Raw genomic sequence first — 17,314 nt, forward strand, 5'->3', positions numbered from 1 at the left:
GAAAGAGCCCCCACATGCCCCGCCACCACGAACTCAAATTCCGTGTCGTCACGTCGCTCCAGCGGCGGATCGGGAACCCGGTCATGAGGCTGCTGCCGTTTCAGACGCTGTTGGAGACCACGGGGCGCAAGTCGGGGCTGGCGCGCCGGACGCCGGTCGGTGGGCGGCGCGTCGGGCACGAGTTCTGGATCGTGTCCGAGTACGGCGAGAAGTCGCAGTACGTGCGGAACATCAAGGCCGACCCGAGGGTCCGGGTGCGCTTCAAGGGGCGTTGGCACGAGGGGACGGCCCACCTGCTCGCCGGGGACGACGCCCGCGAACGGCTCAGGTCCTTGCCCCGGCTGAACAGCGCCGCGGTCCGCGCGGTCGGTACGAACCTGCTGACGGTGCGGGTGGATCTGACGGACGACTGATCCACCCGCACCGTCGCCCCACGCCCCCTCTCTGCGACCGTTGACAAAGCGGAGCGCTGTTCCGTATCGTAATCGGAACAACGTTCCGCTTCAGCGTACCCACGTTCCTGAAGCCGGACTCTCCTGACCGCCTGCTCCGTCGACGGCGGCAGGCATCTGCCCTCGCACGGCCGGCCTCTGAATGGACCCAGCAACATGAGCGAATCGACCCACCCCGCCGACCTCCTCAGCTCGCCCACCCCCGTCCTCTCCGTCAGTCCGGTGGTGCTGCCGGCTCCCGACCGTGCCGTGGATCTGGAGGTACGGGTCTCCGCTCCCGTGACCGGGATCGACCTGCCGGTCATCCTCCTCTCGCACGGCCAGGGCTACTCGAACCACCTCTCCTCCCTGAACGGCTACGCCCCCCTCGCCAACTTCTGGGCCGCCCACGGCTTCGTCGTGATCCAGCCCACCCACCTGAGCTCCAGGACGCTGAGCCTGGACCCCGAGACCCCGGGGGCGCCGATGTACTGGCGTTCACGGGCCGAGGACATGAAGCGCGTCCTCGACCAGCTCGACGCGATCGAGGCCGCCGTACCGCAGCTCGCCGGGCGCCTGGACCACAGCAAGGTCGCCGTCGCCGGGCACTCGATGGGCGGGCACACCGCGAGCCTGCTGCTTGGCGCCCGCCTCACCGATCCGGACGACGGAGCGGTGGTGGACCTGGCCGACCCGCGGATCAAGGCGGGCGTACTGCTTGCCGCGCCCGGCAGGGGCGGCGACGCCGTCAGCGAGTTCGTGGCCGAGAACTACTCCTTCTTCCTGACCATGGACTTCGCCGAGATGGCGACGCCCACCCTTGTGGTCGCCGGCGACAAGGACACCTCCGCCCACCTGACGATCGCGGGCCCGGACTGGCACGCCGATCCGTACGTCCTCTCCCCCGGCCCCAAGTCCCTGCTCACCCTGTTCGACGCGGAGCACGGGCTCGGCGGGGTCTCCGGATACGACGTCGCCGAGACCACGGACGAGAACCCGGCGCGCGTGGCCGCGGTCCAGCAGCTCACCTGGGCCTACCTCCGCAGCGAGCTCTACCCAGGGGATTCCGCCTGGCAGGCGGCGCGTGAGGCACTGGCGGCCGACTCCGACCCGCTCGGCCGCATCGAATCCAAGTAGGCCGACAGGCGGGCCTGCCCTGCCCGTAGAGCAGGTCGAAGCGGTCCAGGTGCGCCGGGGTAGGTGGATGTGCGGGGCGGCGAGGTCCTCCTCCAGGTGACCGATGCGGGCGGTGCCAGGGATCGCGAGCGCCACCACGGATCCGGTGGCTCGGTTCGACCACGTCGAAGAATCGATGGCCCCGCTCCCGCCCATGAGCCGTCCGCCCGATCACCAGCCGGACGTCACGGCGGTCGATGCGATCGGTAGCGCCCCGCGCCCGGCGTCCAGCACCCCGAACCCGGCGTCCAGCACCCAGCGTCCAGCACCCCGCACCCGGCGTCCCGGCGCCCCGGCGTCCCGCACCCGGCGTCCCGGAGGGCGTCGGCCGACTCCCCCGGCTCCACGCCACCAACGGTGTCGTACCGTGCATAGCGATGAGGACCTACGACGGCAAGACCGCTGAGGAGCGCCGTGCGGACAGACGCGCACGGTTGATCGAGGCGGCCCTCGATCTGTTCGGCACACAGGGTTTCGCCTCGACGTCAACGCGTGCGGTCCTGCGCAGGGCAGGCCTGATCGACCGGTATTTCGCAGAGAGCTTCCCGGGTATGGAGGAGCTTCTCGCGGCCGTCCACGACCAGATCCACGAGGCCACGTTCTCCGCTGCCATGGCGGCGGTGGACAGAACCGCGGAGCCGACGGAGCAGATGCGCCAGATGGTCGACACGATCGCCCGAGCGTTGGAGCGTGATCCCCGTGCCGGGCGGATCAAGCTCATCGAGGCGGTCGGAGCCGGACCCCTCGTCGAGGCCCACCGACAACGGGGATTGCGACAGTACACGGACGTCACAGCGGCGTTGCTGCCGCCACCACCGCCTGGCGCGTCGCTGAGGCGCGAGACGCTTGCCATGGCGGTGGTGGCGGGAATCAACGGATTGCTCGTGGAGTGGCTGACCAAGGCTTTCGATGTCAGCCGCGAGCAACTCGTCGTCCACGCGGTGGTGCTGTTCCGCGGCGTGGAGCGCGAGTTGAGTCAGCACGCGGAGTGAGTGCCGTGCTCTGGTCACCGGAGCGACGGGCCGGCTTTCCCCAGGTCGCGACAGTGGTCGGCGTCGACCCGCGTGAGCACTGGTTGGACTGAGTCACCGGTCGGCGGCGTCAGGCCTGCGGCCGGAGCGGCGGATGACTCGCGCAACGGACGCCTTCGCAGGCTGGGTCTCTTTGGGCCGCAGCGGCCGGCCGGACCACGTTCGCCCCGGCCACCGGGACCGAGCACCTGTCCGGCTTCCGTTCACCCCCGTCCCCGGGACCGAGCGCCTGTCCGGCTTCCATTCACCCCGTCACCGGGACCGAGCGCCTGCCCGGCTTTTATGGGGCCGTTATAGGCATCTGAGGTAGCGTGACATCTGATGACAGGCGACATCAGATCGTCGTGAGCCGTCCATGATGCCCGCGACGAACAGCACTGCACGTGTCCCGCAGGCGGCGCCCATCCGCCGAGGGCTACCACTGCAGACCCACTCATGGAGAGACCCATGCCTCAGCTGGCCCTGTACACCTTCGGCGTTCTCAAAAGAACCACCCGGTCTCCGGGGAGGTTGACGCAGGAGTTCGATGAGTTCGTTGGCGCCATCTACGGAGGGATGGAGCACATCCCCGGATACGTCACCCACGCCATGCCGACAGATTTCGGTGAAGGGGCCTATTTCGACTGGGACTTTCGGGAGTGGGGGGAGTTCGTCGCCCCGAACTGGTACGAGAAAGGGCGTGGCCCTGAAACGACGGCCTTGGCCGCAACCATGTCGGTTTGGGCCGATGTGCAGTCCGCCTACAAGTTCGTCTACACCGAACTGCACCGCACGGCGCTGAACAGGCGTTACGACTGGTTTGAGAAGACCGGGCATCCGAGCCACGCTCTCTGGTGGGTCACCGACGGCACGATCCCGACCTGGGAGGACGCGGTCCCCAGGCTTGAGCACCTGCAGGACCACGAACCCACGCCATACGCTTTCACCCTTCAAAACGCGTTCACCTCGGACGGGGCATCGACCAGATCCCGGGAAAAGCAGCCCATCGGGAAAGCAGCCGAAGCTCGGCACGGATGACCATTCCTGCCCTCGAAGGCCTGCACAATCGCGCACTGCGGCCCAGCACCAACGCCGTCCACGCTCTGATCCGCTCAGCAGTGGCTTCTTCGGCCGCCAGGTCCCGGATCGGTCGGCAGGCGCATGGCTCCGAAGCCGAGCCGCCTCACGGTCAGATCCCCACCGACAAGGAACGTCGCCTGTGTCATCGGCTCCCCTTCGGGCTCACCGTCACTCGTTCGAGAGGCGGTTCAGCCACTCCGTCAGGAGAGTCGACTCGGCCGGGGTGAGGGTCGGGGGCGTGGCCCGGCGGAGGAGGGCGTTGAGGCGGGCGGCCGTGGCGGGGACGCGGGCATCGTCGGCGTCGGGCCCCGATGCCGCGTCGGGCGCCGATGCCGTACTGGACCCCGATGTCGTACGGGAGTCCAGCACGTCCGGCGTGAAGACCGCCGCGTGCACCGCGTCCCGTACCCGCCGCGACACCGTCTGGTCGGTGAAGGTCGCGGGGCGTGAGACCAGCATCAGGGCGACGCCGACGTTCGCCGACATGATCATCTGGGCGGCGAGTTCCGGAGCGAGGCGCAACTTGCCCTGTTCGGCGGCCCGTTGGAGGTCAGAGGTGAGGATCTGGTGGGACTCCAGGGCCGCGGCCGGGGGTGTGCGCATCGCCGGGGAGTTCATGAGGCGGTAGAGGTTCGGGTTCTGCAGGGCGAAGTCGACGTGCGTCTCCCAGCCGTCGCGCAGGTCCTGGACGGGGTCCGTGCCGGGGGTGCGGTGGCGTTTGGTCGCCAGGTACCTGTCCCAGCCGTGGTCGACGACCGCCGACAGCAGGCCCTCCTTGTCCCCGAAGTGACGGTAGAGGGCCGGGACGCCGACCCCGGCGGCCTCGCAGACCGCCCGGGTCGAGACATCCCCGTCCGGGGACTCGGCGACCAGTTCGGCCGCCACTTCGAGAATGCGCGCCTTCGTACTCACGGTAGCGACGCTAACGGATGCCACTCAGACCGCCTGGTGGGGGGCCAGCAGGTCGTCCAGGCCGATCCGCTTCAGGAACTCGGCGCGTATGCGGTCCGCGACCGCGCTGACCTCCTCGGAACCGTCGTTCGCCGGGTCGATGTGGACCCGGAACGGTCGCTCGCCGTGCGGGGTGTCGACGACCTCGACGATCGCGTCGGCCACCTGGGACACGTCCGCATCGGCGGGCGCGAGGGCGGCCAGGCGCTGGGAGACCTGGTCCATCAGACCCGCGTACCGCTCCTCGTACGCGGGGATCACGGTCTGTTCGGCGGGGTGGCCGCCGGTGGCGAAGTGGTTGGTGCCGGAGGTGAAGGAGCCCGGTACGACGATGGTCGTCTCGATGTCGAAGCGGGCGAGCTCGGCGGCGTACGACATGGCGAGCGCGTCCATCGCGGCCTTCGCGGCGAAGTACGGCGCCAGGTACGGCGGGGTGCCGCCCTTCGTCGACGTGGAACCGACCCACAGCACCAGGCCGTGCCCCTGCGCCCGCAGGTGCGGCAGCGCGGCCCGGTTGACCCGCTGGGTGCCGAGCACGTTCGTGTCGTACACCGCCGCCAGTTCCTCGGAGGTGAAGGCCTCCGTCGGGCCGGTCACCATGTGCCCCGCGTTGTGCACGAGCACGTCCAGGCGACCCGCCTCCGCGAGGATCGTGGCGACGGCCGCGTCCGCCGACTCCTGGGAGAGGACGTCCAGTTCGACCGTACGCAGGTCGACCCGGTGCTCGGCGGCGTACGCCGCGGCCTCCTTGACCCGGTCCGCGTTGCGGCCGGCTGTGTCACGCATCGCGGCGTAGACGGTGTGCCCGGCGCGGGCGAGCGCACGGGCGGAGAGGGCGCCGAAGCCGGAACCGGCGCCGGTGATCACGATCACCTTGCTCATGGCTGAACTCCTTGAATCCAAAGGGGGGTTGGGACCACTCGGATGACTACGCGATGCCGCCGTTGGCGCGGATCACCTGGCCGTTGATCCAGCGGCCCGCCGGACCGGCGAGGAAGGAGACGACCCCGGCGATGTCCTCGGGGGTGCCGAGACGCTCCAGCGGCGGCTGGGCGGCCATCCGCGCGATGGTCTCTTCGTCCTTGCCGTCCAGGAACAGGGCGGTGGCGGTCGGGCCGGGTGCCACCGCGTTCACCGTGATGTCCCGGCCGCGCATCTCGCGGGCGAGGATCAGGGTGACGGCCTCGACGGCGCCCTTCGTGGCGGCGTACGCGGTGTATCCGGGGATCGCGAGCGCCGTGACGGAGCTGGAGAAGTTGATGATCGCCCCGCCCGCGCGCAGTCGCCGCGCGGCCTGCTGGTCGACGACGAACGTGCCGCGGATGTTCGTGCGGTGCATCCGGTCGAGGGCGTCGAGGTCGAGGTCCACGAGCGGCGCCAGCGCCATGACACCGGCCGCGTGGACGACGACGTCGACCCCGCCGTACGCCTTCTCCGCCGCGCCGAAGAGAGCCGCGACCTCGGTCTCGTCGGCCACATCGGCCCGTACGGCGATCGCCTGCCCGCCGGCCCCGGTGATCGCGGCAACGGCCTTGTCCGCCTCGGCCTCATTGCCCGCGTAGTTGACGACGACGGCGAACCCGTCGGCGGCCAGCCGCTCCGCGGTCTCCCGTCCGATCCCACGCGAACCACCGGTGACGACGGCCACACGGGGATCCGTACCGGTGCTGGACTGCTCACTCATGACGCTGCTCCTTGTCGTGACTGGGGTAGCGGTCTCCGCTTCCCGACAGGAACAACGCTAACACTGAAACGGTAGCGACGCTACCCATGGCCGTAGCGCCGCTACGGTCCAGTCATCGCCAAAGGCCAGTGGGCAGGTCACCCCTGCCAGACAATCGCCTGCACCTCGCTGTACGCATGCAGCGCGTACGACCCCACGTCTCGCCCCACCCCGCTCTTCTTGAAGCCGCCGAACGGGGCCTCCATGTTGCGGCCGACGGTGTTGACGCCGACGCCGCCCGCGCGGAGGCGGCGGGCCACGCGGAAGGCGCGGGCTATGTCGCCGGACCAGACGTAGTCGATGAGGCCGTAGTCGCTGTCGTTGGCGAGGGTGATGGCCTCCTCCTCGTCCTCGAAGGGGACGACCACGACGACGGGGCCGAAGATCTCCTCGCGGACCACCCGCATGTCCGGGGTGCAGTCGGCGAGGAGGGTGGGGGCGACGTAGAAGCCACGGTCGAGAGGGGGGCGTACGCCGCCCGCGACCACCCGCGCGCCCTCCTTGCGGCCGAGTTCGACGTACGACTCGACCCGGTCGCGATGCGCCGCGGAGATGACCGGGCCGACGACCGTGCCAGGGTCCCGCGGATCGCCGACCTTCAAGTGGGTGGCGTACACGGCCAGTTGCTCGACCAGTCGGTCATGCACGGCGCGCTGCACCAGCACCCGCGTCGGCGCCGTGCAGATCTGGCCGCTGTAGAACGAGAACGTCGTCCCGATCCCCAGCGCCGCCGACTCCAGGTCCGCGTCGTCGAAGACGACCGCCGCGCCCTTGCCGCCCAGCTCCATCAACTGCCGCTTCATGCCCCGCCCGCACACCTCGGCGATGCGCTGCCCGACGGCGGTCGAGCCGGTGAAGCTGACCATGTCGACGTCCGGGGAGTCGACCGCCGCCTCGCCGACCTCAACTCCTGTGCCGCTGACCACGTTCACGACGCCCGGCGGGACGCCCGCCGCCTCCAGGGCCTCCGCAATCCGGTACACGGAGAGGGGGTCCTGCGGGGCGGGCTTCACGAGCACCGTGTTGCCCATGGCGAGGGCGGGGGCGATCTTGCCGGCCGGGTTGGCCCAGGGGTTGTTGTACGAGGTGATGCAGGTGACGACGCCGACGGGCTGGCGCAGGGCCAGGGCGCCCATGACGGCCGCCCCGCCGAACGGCCCCGCCTCGTTGATCTGCGGCGGCAGCGGCTGCTCGACGGGTTCGACCTTCGCGTACCGGCGGAAGCGGGCCATGCCCACGCCCACCTGCATCGCGCGGGCGGTCCCGGTGGTGGCGCCGCTCTCGGCCTGGGCGAGTTCGGCGTACGGGAGGAGGTTGCGGCGGATGATCCCGGCCGCCCTGTCGAGTACGGCGGCGCGCTCCTCGGCGGGCGTCCGCGACCACGGCCCGAAGGCCTCGCGGGCCGCGGCGGCGGCCGCGTACACCTGCTCCCGCGAGGCCTCCGGCGCCCGCCCGACGACTCCCTCGGTCGCCGGGTCGGTCACCTCGTAGAACCCGTTGTCGGGCGCCACCCACGAGCCGCCGATGAACAACCGCTGCCCGTCGGGCACTCCCCCGGCCAAGGCATCGCTCACATCGCTCACTTGGTACTCACCGTCTGCGTGTCCCGCCCGGACCTGAGCACCTTCCCCGGCACCGCACCGGTCACCTCGTCACCCCGGATCGCCTCAACGCCGTTGACCCACACGGCCGTTATCCCGATCGCCTTGGAGTCGAGGCGCGGACTGTCACCCGGCAGGTCGTGCACCAGGGTGGCCTTGCCGGCGTCGATCCGTTCCGGGTCGAAGAGGACGAGGTCCGCATGCCAGCCCACCTCCAGGCGCCCCCGCTCACGCAGCCCGAAGAGCCGCGCCGGGTCGTCCGTCAGCATCTTCACGGCCTGCTCCAGCGTGACGAGCTTCCGTCCGCGCAGGCAGTCGCCGATGAAACGGGTGGTGTACGGGGCTCCGCACATGCGGTCCAGATGGGCGCCCGCGTCGGAGCCGCCGAGCAGGACGTCCTCGTGCCGCCAGGTCTGCTGGCGCAGCGCCCACGAGTCGGGGTCGTTGTCGGTGGGCATCGGCCAGAGCACCGTGCGCAGTTCGTCGGCCGCGCAGATCTCCACGAGGCATTCGAAGGGTTCCTGGCCGCGCTCGGCGGCGATGTCGTTGACGACCCGCCCCGTCAGGCCCTCGTTCGCGGCGCTGTAGGTGTCCCCGATGACGTACCGCCCGAAGTTGGCGAGCCGCCGGAAGACGCCCGCTTCCTTGCCGGCGGCCCGGCGCAGCATCTCGGCCCGTACGTCGCCGTCGCGCAGGCGGGCGATCCGCTCGGGCACGGGAAGGGCCAGTACCTCGCCCCAGCCGGGGATGAGGTTCAGGGCGCAGAAGGTGCCGAGCGACATGTTCATGGGGGTGAGGATCGGCATGGTGAGCGCGACGATGCGGCCACCGGACTTGCGGGCGCGTTCGCTCGCTTCCAGTTGCCGGGGGACGCGCTCGGGGACGGCGGAGTCGATCGTCAGCACGTTCCAGTTCAGGGGGCGGCCCGCCGCCGCGCTCATCTCCACGAACAGATCGATCTCGTCGTCGCTGAACTGGTCGAGGCAGCCCGCCACGATCGCCTCGATCTGCGTGCCCTCGTGCTCGCCCACCGCCCGTGAGAGAGCCAGCAGTTCGGCGGGTTTCGCGTGCCGCGAGGCGACCGGCTTGCCGTCGCCGTCGGAGTGCGTGGAGGACTGGGTGGTGGACAGTCCCCAGGCTCCTGCGGCCATCGCCTGGTGGAAGAGCCGCAGCATCTCGTGGAGTTGCTCCTCGGTCGGCTGCCCGCCCACCGCATCCGCGCCCATCACATACCGTCGCAACGCGCAATGCCCCACCATGAAGCCCGCGTTGACGGCGATCCGTCCCTCCAGGGCGTCCAGGTACTCCCCGAAGCCGTGCCAGTTCCAGGGCGCGCCCTCCTCCAGAGCGATCAGGGACATGCCCTCGACCCTGGACAGCATGCGGCGCGTGTAGTCGGCGTCTTCGGGCCGGTCGGGGTTCAACGGGGCAAGGGTGAAGCCGCAGTTGCCGCCCGCGACGGTCGTCACCCCGTGGTTCAAGGACGGGGTGGCGTACGGGTCCCAGAAAAGCTGGGCGTCGTAGTGCGTGTGCGGGTCGACGAACCCCGGGGCGAGGACGAGCCCGTGGGCGTCCTCGCTGGTCCTCGCGCCCTCCGTCACCGCCGCCCCGATGACCGCGATACGGCCGTTTCGTATCCCCACATCGGCGGTGTACGCGGGGCCACCCGTCCCGTCCACGACGGTCGCGCCCTTGATCAGATGGTCGAGCATCGCGCGGGAACCCCCTAGACGGCGTTGCGGAACCGGGTCGTCCGGTGCACCGGATCCGTGTCGATCTTCGGAATCACATGCTCGCCGATCAGCCTGATCGACTGGAGGGTGTCCTCCCGGGAGATCCCGATCGGCATCCCGAAGCTGAGCTGGTCGGCGCCCGCCTGCTCCCACCGCTTGCACTGGGTGAGCACCTCGGCCGGGTCACCGCAGATCAACAGCTCCTCGGAGATGAGGAGTTCGATGATCTCCTCGTTGAACTCCGGGAGCGTCTCCGGCCAGACGGGGAAGCCCTCGGGCCGCGGGAAGGTGTCGTGGTAGCGGAAGACGAGTGACTGGAGGTAGTGCAGCCCGCCACCGGCGGCGATCCGTACGGCCTCCGCGTGCGTCGGCGCGCAGATCGCCGTCGAGGTCACCATCACGTTGTCGTTGACGAAGTCCCCGACCGGCTGGGCCTCGACGATCGCCGTCTTGTACTGCTCCAGGACCCACTCCATGTCGGAGACCTTCTGCACGCTGAAGCCGAGAACCCCGAGGCCCTTGCGGGCGGCCATGGCGTACGAGGGTGGGGACCCGGCGGCGTACCACATGGCGGGGTGCGACTTCCCGTACGGCTTGGGGAAGATCTTGCGCGGCGGGAGCTGCCAGTGCTTGCCCTGGAACCCGGCGTACTCGTCCTGGAGCCACATCTTGGGGAACTCGGCGATGGTCTCTTCCCAGATCTCCTTGGTGTAGTTCATGTCGGTGACGCCGGGGATGAAGCCGAGGATCTCGTGCGATCCCGCGCCCCGGCCGCTGCCGAACTCGAAGCGCCCTTCGCTGAGATGGTCGAGCATGGCGACCTTCTCGGCGACCTTCACGGGGTGGTTGACCTGGGCGAGCGGGTTGAAGATCCCGGAGCCGAGGTGGATGCGCTCGGTGGCGTGCGCGAGGTAGCCGAGGAAGACGTCGTTGGCCGAGAGGTGTGAGTACTCCTCCAGGAAGTGGTGCTCGGACGCCCAGGCGTACTTGAAACCGGACTCGTCCGCCTGGATGACGTACTCGGTCTCCTCCATCAGCGCCTTGTGCTCCGCGAGCGGATCGGTCTCGGCCCGCTTGCCCACGTATCCCTGTACAAAGAGCCCGAATTCCAAGGAGGTTCACCGTCCCCACGTCTCTGTCCAATCATCTGACGAACCGTCAGATTCATCTGCCGCCGACTGTTCCACCGCGCCCGTGAGGCGTCAATAGCTGACGTCACGTCAGCCGGGCGGGGGCGGAGGTCAGATGACGCTCACCCCCGCCAGCCACCCCCCGTCGATCACGAACGGCTGCCCGGTGATGTACGAGGAGTCCTCGCCGGTGAGGAAGAGGACGAGCCGGGCGACCTCCTCCGGCTTCCCGATACGGCCGAGCGGCACGAGCTTGCGGTAGAGCGCGTCGACCGCCACCGAGGGCGCCGCGCCGCCGGTGGGTTCGCGGTCCGGGTCGAGCAGCGCCGGGTTGCTCATGGCGGTGTCGATGGCCCCCGGGCAGACGGCGTTGACCCGGATCCCCTTGGCGGCGAGCTCCAGCGCGGCCACCCGGGTCAGCCCCACGATGGCGTGCTTGGTCGCGGAGTAGGCCCCCACCCAGGCCATCCCCGTGAGCCCGGCGTACGAGGCGGTGTTCACGATGGTGCCGCCGCCCGCCGCCGCGATCTCGGGCGCGACGGTCTTGATCCCGAGGAAGACGCCGACCTGGTTGACCTGCACGACCTGCTGGAACTCCTCGAGAGGGGTGTTGACCAGCTCGTTGAAGCGCAGGATGCCGGCGTTGTTGACGAGCCCGTCGATCCGCCCGTACGCGTCCTTGGCAGCGGCGACGGCGGCCTGCCAGTCGGCCTCCTGGCTCACGTCGAGGTGCACGTACCGCGCGCCGATCTCCTTGGCCAGGGTCTCCCCCTGGTCGTCGAGCACATCCGCGAGCAGGACCCGCGCCCCCTCCGCGACGAAGATCCGCGCCTCCTGCTCGCCCTGCCCGCGCGCCGCACCCGTGATCAGAACGACGCGTCCGTCCAGCTTGCCCATGGCTCTCCGTAGGTTGTCGGGCGGCCCGGGAGGGGGCCGGGTGTGGCCTGCGGCTCCTTCAGCCGAGGTGCGGCTCATGGCTCCCTCAGCTGAGGTGCGGCCTGTGGCTCGCTCAGCCGAGGTGCGGAGCGACCTCGGCGCCGAACGCCGTGATCTGGTCAGTGAGTTCGGCGCGGCTCCGGCTGCGGAACCGCACCTGTATCTGGTCCACACCCATCGCGGAGTACGCCCGCAGCGACTCGGCGAGCACCTCGGGCGCCCCGTGCAGGGTGCGCCGCCCGACATCCCAGCCGGGCTCACCGACGTACAGCGGCTCGGTGATGGCGCCGACGGTGACGGGGTCCTCAATACCCGCGTCCTTCCTGATCCCGCGCAGCTTGGCGATCTGCTCCGGGAGCCGGTCGCGCGGATCGCCCTGCGGCAGCCACCCGTCACCGCGCAGCGCGGCCCGGCGTACGGCGGCGGGCGAGGATCCGCCGACCCAGACCGGCACGTGTTCCTGCGCGGGCCTTGGCAGCTGGCCGAGCCCCTCGAAGTCGTACAACTTGCCGTGGTGCACGGGGTATTCGTCCGGCCCGAGCGCGGCCCTGAGCGCCTCGATCGACTCGTCGAGGACCGCCCCGCGCCGCGCGAAGTCCACTCCGAGCACCTCGAACTCCTCTTGTACGTGGCCGGCTCCGACGCCGAGAATCAGCCGCCCGCCGCTCAGGTGGTCCAGGGTCGCGTACTGCTTGGCGGTGACCAGCGGGTGCCGCAGCCCGACGATCGCGACATGACTGAGCAGCCGTACGCGCTCGGTCACGCCCGCGAGGAGGGCGAGGGTGGCGACGGGGTCGTACCAGATGGTGCTCATCGCGCTCGCGAGGCGGCGCGGGATGGCGACGTGGTCGCAGCTCGCGAGATACGCGAAGCCGGAGCGGTCGGCGGCGCGGGCGATCTCGACGAGGTCGGCGGGGCTCGCGTCCGCCTCCCACGGCTCGGCGTAGATGGTGCTCTGCGACTGGATCGGGAGCTGCATCCCGTAGGCGAGTCGCCCTTCCGGCGGTGTGTGCATCGGCACCCCTTGACTGACGGACCGTCATATCAGGGCCCATAGTCTTAGCTGACGGACCGTCAGACAAGGGGCGTGCATCCTCTACGGCACCCAGAGGCCGTCTTCCGCCAGCCCCAACAGCTCGATCGCGTTCCGCCGTACGATCCGGTCGACGACGTCCGCGTCGAGGTGGCCCATTTGGGCCTCGCCGACCTCCCTGGACTTGGGCCAGGTGGAGTCGGAGTGTGGGTAGTCGGTCTCGTAGAGGACGTTGCCGACTCCGATGGCGTCGAGGTTCTTGAGACCGAAGGCGTCGTCGAAGAAGCAGCCATAGACGTGCTCGGTGAAGAGTTCGGACGGCGGCCGGTGGACCTTGTCGGCGACGCCGCCCCACCCGCGGTTCTCCTCCCAGACGACGTCGGCACGTTCGAGGATGTACGGGATCCACCCGATCTGACCCTCCGCGTACATGACTTTGAGATTCGGGAAGCGTTCGAACTTGCCGCTCATCAGCCAGTCCACCATCGAGAAGCAGCAGTTGGCGAAGGTGATGGTGGAGCCGACGGCGGGCGGGGCGTCGGCGGAGGTGGACGGCATCTTGCTGCTGGACCCGATGTGCATGGCGATGACCGTGCCGGTCTCGTCGCAGGCGGCGAGGAAGGGGTCCCACTCGTCGGTGTGGATGGAGGGCAGTCCGAGGTGGGGCGGGATCTCGGAGAAGGCGACGGCGCGTGCTCCACGGGCGGCGTTGCGGCGTACTTCCTCCGCCGCGAGCCGGGCGTCCCAGAGCGGAATGAGGGGAAGCGGTATCAGCCGCCCCCGGGCGTCCGGCCCGCACCACTCCTCAACCATCCAGTCGTTGTAGGCCCGCACGCACAGCAGGCCCAGCTCATGGTCCTTGGCCTCGGTGAACGTCTGGCCGCAGAAGCGGGGGAAGGTCGGGAAACACAGGGCGGACTGGACATGGTTGACGTCCATGTCGGCGAGCCGCTGCGGCACGTCGTACGAACCGGGCCGCATCTGCTCGTACGTGATCACTTCGAGCTTGATCTCGTCCCTGTCGTATCCGACCGCGGTGTCGAGGCGGGTGAGGGGCCGGTGCAGATCCTCGTATATCCACCAGTCCCCTATCGGCCCGTCGTCGCCCGGATTGCCCATGACGGGTGCGAACTTGCCGCCGAGGAAGCTCATTTCCTTCAGCGGCGCACGGAGGATGCGTGGGCCTCGGTCCTGGTACTTCGACGGGAGCCGGTCCCGCCAGACGTTGGGGGGCTCCACCGTGTGGTCGTCCACCGAGATGATCTTCGGGAAGGTCTCCATGCTCTTTACGGTAGCGCCGATCTGACGGTCCGTCAGCTCTCTGGTCGGCGCCCGCTCGATTGCGCGGACCTCGTGTGGACCCTGTGAGAGTCCCGGGGGCTTGGCACGGCGGCCTGTGATCGCTGTCTCCCACTGCTGACGCATCCGCCATGAACAAGGCAAACTGGCGTCCTAGTACCAACGGTTCGGCAGGGGGACAGCGATGGACGGTGTGCCGCGAGTACCGAAGCAGCGGGGTCGCGAGGAATCGGCGGCATTGCGCTTCTGTGTGCTCGGCCCGGTGCGCGCCTGGCGCGGGGAGGAGCTCCTGCCCGCGGGGTCTCCGCAGCAACGCGCCCTGCTGGCGGTGCTGCTGCTCCGCGAAGGCCGTACGGCCACGGCCGCCGAGCTGATCGACGCCCTGTGGGGTGACGATCCCCCTGCCCAGGCCCTGGCCACCGTACGTACCTACGCCTCGCGGCTCAGGAAGACGCTGGGCCCCGAGATCCTGGTCAGCGAGTCCGGCGGCTACGCGATCCGGCTCTCCGGCGGCGGCGGAACACTGGACCTCGCCCTCGCCCAGGAACTCGCCGCCGACGCCGAGAAGGCGCGGGGCACCGGGGACCTCTGCCACGCCCGCGACGTACTGAGGCGCGCGCTGAGCCTGTGGGAGGGCGAGCCCCTGGCGAACATGCCGGGCCCCTCCGCGGACACGCAGCGTGCACGACTGGAGGAGTTCCGCCTCCAACTCCTCGAATCCTGCCTGGACATGGACCTGGAACAGGGCTGCCACGCGGAGGCCGTGTCCGAGCTGACCGCACTCACGGCGGCGCATCCGCTCCGCGAGCGGCTGCGCGAACTGCTGATGCTCGCGCTGTACCGGAGCGGGCGGCAGGCGGAAGCCCTCGCCGTCTACGCGGACACCCGGCGCCTGCTGGCCGACGAGCTGGGCGTGGACCCGCGGGCGGGCCTGAAGGAACTCCAGGCCCGGATCCTCCAGGCGGACCCGGCGCTCGCGGAACCATCGGCTCCGGCCGCGGAGCCCGCGACAGCGCCGGTACGCCCGGCCCAACTCCCCGCCACCGTCACGGACTTCACCGGCCGCGTCTCCTTCGTCCAGGAACTGAGCGACGTCCTTGCCGCCGCCTCGTCCGACGCGGGCGAGGGCCGCGTCATGGCCGTCTCCGCCCTGGCGGGCATCGGGGGCGTGGGCAAGACGACGCTCGCCGTGCACGTGGCCCATCAGTCGCGGGGCGCTTTTCCGGACGGGCAGTTGTACGTGGACCTGCAGGGGGCGGGGGCGCGGGCGGCCGAGCCGGAAACGGTGCTGGGAGCTTTCCTGCGAGCGCTGGGGACGGCCGACTCAGCCATCCCGGACTCGCTGGAGGAACGCTCGGCACTGTACCGGTCGGTGCTGGACGGGCGACGGGTGCTGGTGTTGTTGGACAACGCCCGGGATGCCGCACAGGTACGTCCGCTGCTCCCGGGGACGGAGGGGTGCGCGGCCCTGGTCACCTCGCGCGTGCGCATGGTGGACCTGGCCGGGGCGCACCTCGTCGACCTGGACGTGATGTCCCCCGAGGAGGCCCTCCAGCTCTTCACGAAGATCGTGGGGCGGGAGCGGGTGGAGTCCGAGCGCGAGGCGGCGCTGGATGTGGTGGCGGCGTGCGGCTTCCTCCCGCTGGCGATCCGCATCGCGGCCTCCCGACTGGCCGCGCGCCGTACGTGGACGGTGTCCGTACTGGCGGCCAAGCTCGGCGACGAACGCCGCCGCCTGGACGAGTTGCAGGCCGGCGACCTCGCCGTGAAGGCCACCTTCGAGCTGGGCTACGGCCAGTTGGAGCCGGCGCAGGCCCGCGCATTCCGCCTGCTGGGGCTCGCGGACGGCCCCGACATGTCACTGGCCGCGGCAGCCGCCGTACTCGACCTGCCGATCGAGGACACCGAGGACCTGCTGGAGTCCCTGGTGGATACCTCGCTGCTGGAGTCGGCGGCGCCGGGGCGGTATCGGTACCACGATCTGGTGCGGCTCTATGCGCGTTCTTGTGCGGAGCGGGACGAACAGCCGCCCAGCGAGCGGGATGCGGCTATGTCCCGGTTGCTGGACTTCTATTTGGCTACGGCGGCACGGGTGTACGCGATAGAGCGGCCCGGGGACCGGACCGTGGACCACCTTGAGATGACCCGGCGGAAGGGGCAGGAGTTCAGCGACGACGGAAAGGCACTGGACTGGCTGCACTCGGAGGCGGCTTGCATTCTGGCTTGCGTTCAGCAGTCGTTGGAGCCGGGGACGCTGCGACGTGCGGTTGATCTCCTCCTTGCTTCCAAAGACCTGTCGGAGTCTGGGGCGAGTTCACTCCGATACGAGTCAGCCACATGTGCGGCACGTGACGCTGCGGCCACAATTGGCGACACCCATGCCGAGGGGCGCGCGCGCGTAACTCTCGCTCAAGTACTCAACAATTCTGGGCACTTCGAGAGAGCTGCGGCGGAGGCAGACCGGGCTGCGGAGCTCAGCAGTGAGTCCGGAGACCCTTGGACCAGCGGTAACGCACCGAACGAGCAGGGCATTATCGCAAACTGCGTAAATCAGCATGAAGCTGGCGAAGCCTATCTGCTCACCGCGATTGAGGCATTCCGCAACGACGGCAACCGGCCGGGCGAGGCCAGCGCCCTGTGCAATCTCTCCCGGGGGCTGGACTCAATGAATCGCACGTCCGCGGCAATTGATCTCGCCCGTCAAGGTATGGCCATTTACGATGAACTCGGCTTGACCTTCCGCCTCGCCAACGCGAGGTATGCCCTGGGGATCGTCTTCGGCCACGCGGGCCGCCATGCCGAGGCGCTTGATCAACTCACGCAGGCCCTCCAAGTGTTTGTGGAGAGCCGGCAGCGCCTGTGGGAAGGAACCACTCACTTCCGCATTGCGCAGGTCCACCTCTTGGCACACCGTCCGGGTCAAGCAGCTCAGCACGCCGAGCAGGCACTGGCCACCGGCTGCATTGGGGGCGAATGGATGCGCGCCAACGTGCTGACTCTCCTGGGGCAGTCGCTCGACCGTCTCGGGCAACTCGATCGCGCACGGGCCTGCTGGCACGACGCCCTGGTCATCTACGAAGACTCGGGCGCCCGGGAAGCCGATACGGTGCGCGACCTCCTCAACCCGGTCGCAGCGGCCTGACGAGCCGACTGACACGGCGTTCATCGAACGTTTATGGGTCGCTGCCACTCTCTAGGACATCGACCCGTC

General features: G+C 69.6%; 14 protein-coding genes. 5 read left to right on the plus strand and 9 right to left on the minus strand.

Annotated elements, in window-relative coordinates:
- Nucleotides 1-14: 14 nt before the first annotated feature.
- From ACFVKT_RS20920 to ACFVKT_RS20935, 4 genes are all read left to right on the plus strand, one after another.
- Nucleotides 15-413 (plus strand): nitroreductase/quinone reductase family protein, encoded by a 399-nt coding sequence (locus tag ACFVKT_RS20920; protein WP_385733574.1) that lies wholly within the window; start codon nucleotides 15-17, stop codon nucleotides 411-413.
- Nucleotides 414-608: 195 nt separating this feature from the next.
- A complete protein-coding gene (locus ACFVKT_RS20925; protein WP_385733576.1) occupies nucleotides 609-1,568 on the plus strand; it encodes an alpha/beta hydrolase family protein in 960 nt (319 codons plus the stop codon).
- A 416-nt stretch (nucleotides 1,569-1,984) separates the two neighbouring features.
- Nucleotides 1,985-2,599, plus strand: coding sequence for a TetR/AcrR family transcriptional regulator (locus tag ACFVKT_RS20930; protein ID WP_385733578.1), 615 nt, complete (start codon nucleotides 1,985-1,987; stop codon nucleotides 2,597-2,599).
- A 486-nt stretch (nucleotides 2,600-3,085) separates the two neighbouring features.
- On the plus strand, nucleotides 3,086-3,655 hold the full coding sequence (locus ACFVKT_RS20935) for a DUF3291 domain-containing protein (RefSeq protein WP_385733580.1): 570 nt from the start codon (nucleotides 3,086-3,088) through the stop codon (nucleotides 3,653-3,655).
- Nucleotides 3,656-3,865: 210 nt separating this feature from the next.
- On the opposite strand, the gene ACFVKT_RS20940 is transcribed toward ACFVKT_RS20935, so the two are convergent.
- From ACFVKT_RS20940 to ACFVKT_RS20980, 9 genes are all read right to left on the minus strand, one after another.
- Nucleotides 3,866-4,609: a TetR/AcrR family transcriptional regulator gene (locus ACFVKT_RS20940; protein WP_385733582.1), complete on the minus strand. Its 744-nt coding sequence runs from the start codon at nucleotides 4,607-4,609 to the stop codon at nucleotides 3,866-3,868.
- Nucleotides 4,610-4,633: 24 nt separating this feature from the next.
- Entirely contained in the window at nucleotides 4,634-5,530 is an 897-nt protein-coding gene (locus tag ACFVKT_RS20945) for an SDR family NAD(P)-dependent oxidoreductase (protein WP_385733584.1), read from the minus strand.
- 46 nt (nucleotides 5,531-5,576) lie between these two features.
- Nucleotides 5,577-6,332 carry an SDR family oxidoreductase gene (locus ACFVKT_RS20950; RefSeq protein ID WP_385733586.1) on the minus strand — a complete coding sequence of 252 codons (756 nt, stop codon included), beginning with the start codon at nucleotides 6,330-6,332 and terminating at the stop codon, nucleotides 5,577-5,579.
- A gap of 137 nt (nucleotides 6,333-6,469) precedes the next feature.
- The gene (locus ACFVKT_RS20955) at nucleotides 6,470-7,954 is read right to left on the minus strand and encodes an aldehyde dehydrogenase family protein (RefSeq protein WP_385733588.1); all 1,485 of its coding nucleotides are present in this window, start codon (nucleotides 7,952-7,954) and stop codon (nucleotides 6,470-6,472) included.
- Entirely contained in the window at nucleotides 7,951-9,684 is a 1,734-nt protein-coding gene (locus tag ACFVKT_RS20960) for an amidohydrolase family protein (protein WP_385733590.1), read from the minus strand. The genes ACFVKT_RS20955 and ACFVKT_RS20960 overlap by 4 nt, the downstream gene beginning before the upstream one ends.
- A gap of 14 nt (nucleotides 9,685-9,698) precedes the next feature.
- Nucleotides 9,699-10,817 (minus strand): LLM class flavin-dependent oxidoreductase, encoded by a 1,119-nt coding sequence (locus tag ACFVKT_RS20965; RefSeq protein ID WP_385733592.1) that lies wholly within the window; start codon nucleotides 10,815-10,817, stop codon nucleotides 9,699-9,701.
- Between the two features lie 129 nt (nucleotides 10,818-10,946).
- Nucleotides 10,947-11,732, minus strand: coding sequence for an SDR family NAD(P)-dependent oxidoreductase (locus ACFVKT_RS20970; RefSeq protein WP_385733594.1), 786 nt, complete (start codon nucleotides 11,730-11,732; stop codon nucleotides 10,947-10,949).
- A gap of 112 nt (nucleotides 11,733-11,844) precedes the next feature.
- A complete protein-coding gene (locus tag ACFVKT_RS20975) occupies nucleotides 11,845-12,786 on the minus strand; it encodes an LLM class F420-dependent oxidoreductase (RefSeq protein WP_385733596.1) in 942 nt (313 codons plus the stop codon).
- Nucleotides 12,787-12,867: 81 nt separating this feature from the next.
- Nucleotides 12,868-14,085 (minus strand): amidohydrolase family protein, encoded by a 1,218-nt coding sequence (locus ACFVKT_RS20980; protein ID WP_385733597.1) that lies wholly within the window; start codon nucleotides 14,083-14,085, stop codon nucleotides 12,868-12,870.
- 202 nt (nucleotides 14,086-14,287) lie between these two features.
- Between ACFVKT_RS20980 and ACFVKT_RS20985 the strand changes: the two genes are divergently transcribed.
- Nucleotides 14,288-17,245: a BTAD domain-containing putative transcriptional regulator gene (locus ACFVKT_RS20985; RefSeq protein ID WP_385733599.1), complete on the plus strand. Its 2,958-nt coding sequence runs from the start codon at nucleotides 14,288-14,290 to the stop codon at nucleotides 17,243-17,245.
- The last annotated feature ends 69 nt before the right edge of the window (nucleotides 17,246-17,314 follow it).

It is taken from the genome of Streptomyces sp. NPDC127595, from assembly GCF_042671685.1.
Taxonomy (GTDB): domain Bacteria; phylum Actinomycetota; class Actinomycetes; order Streptomycetales; family Streptomycetaceae; genus Streptomyces.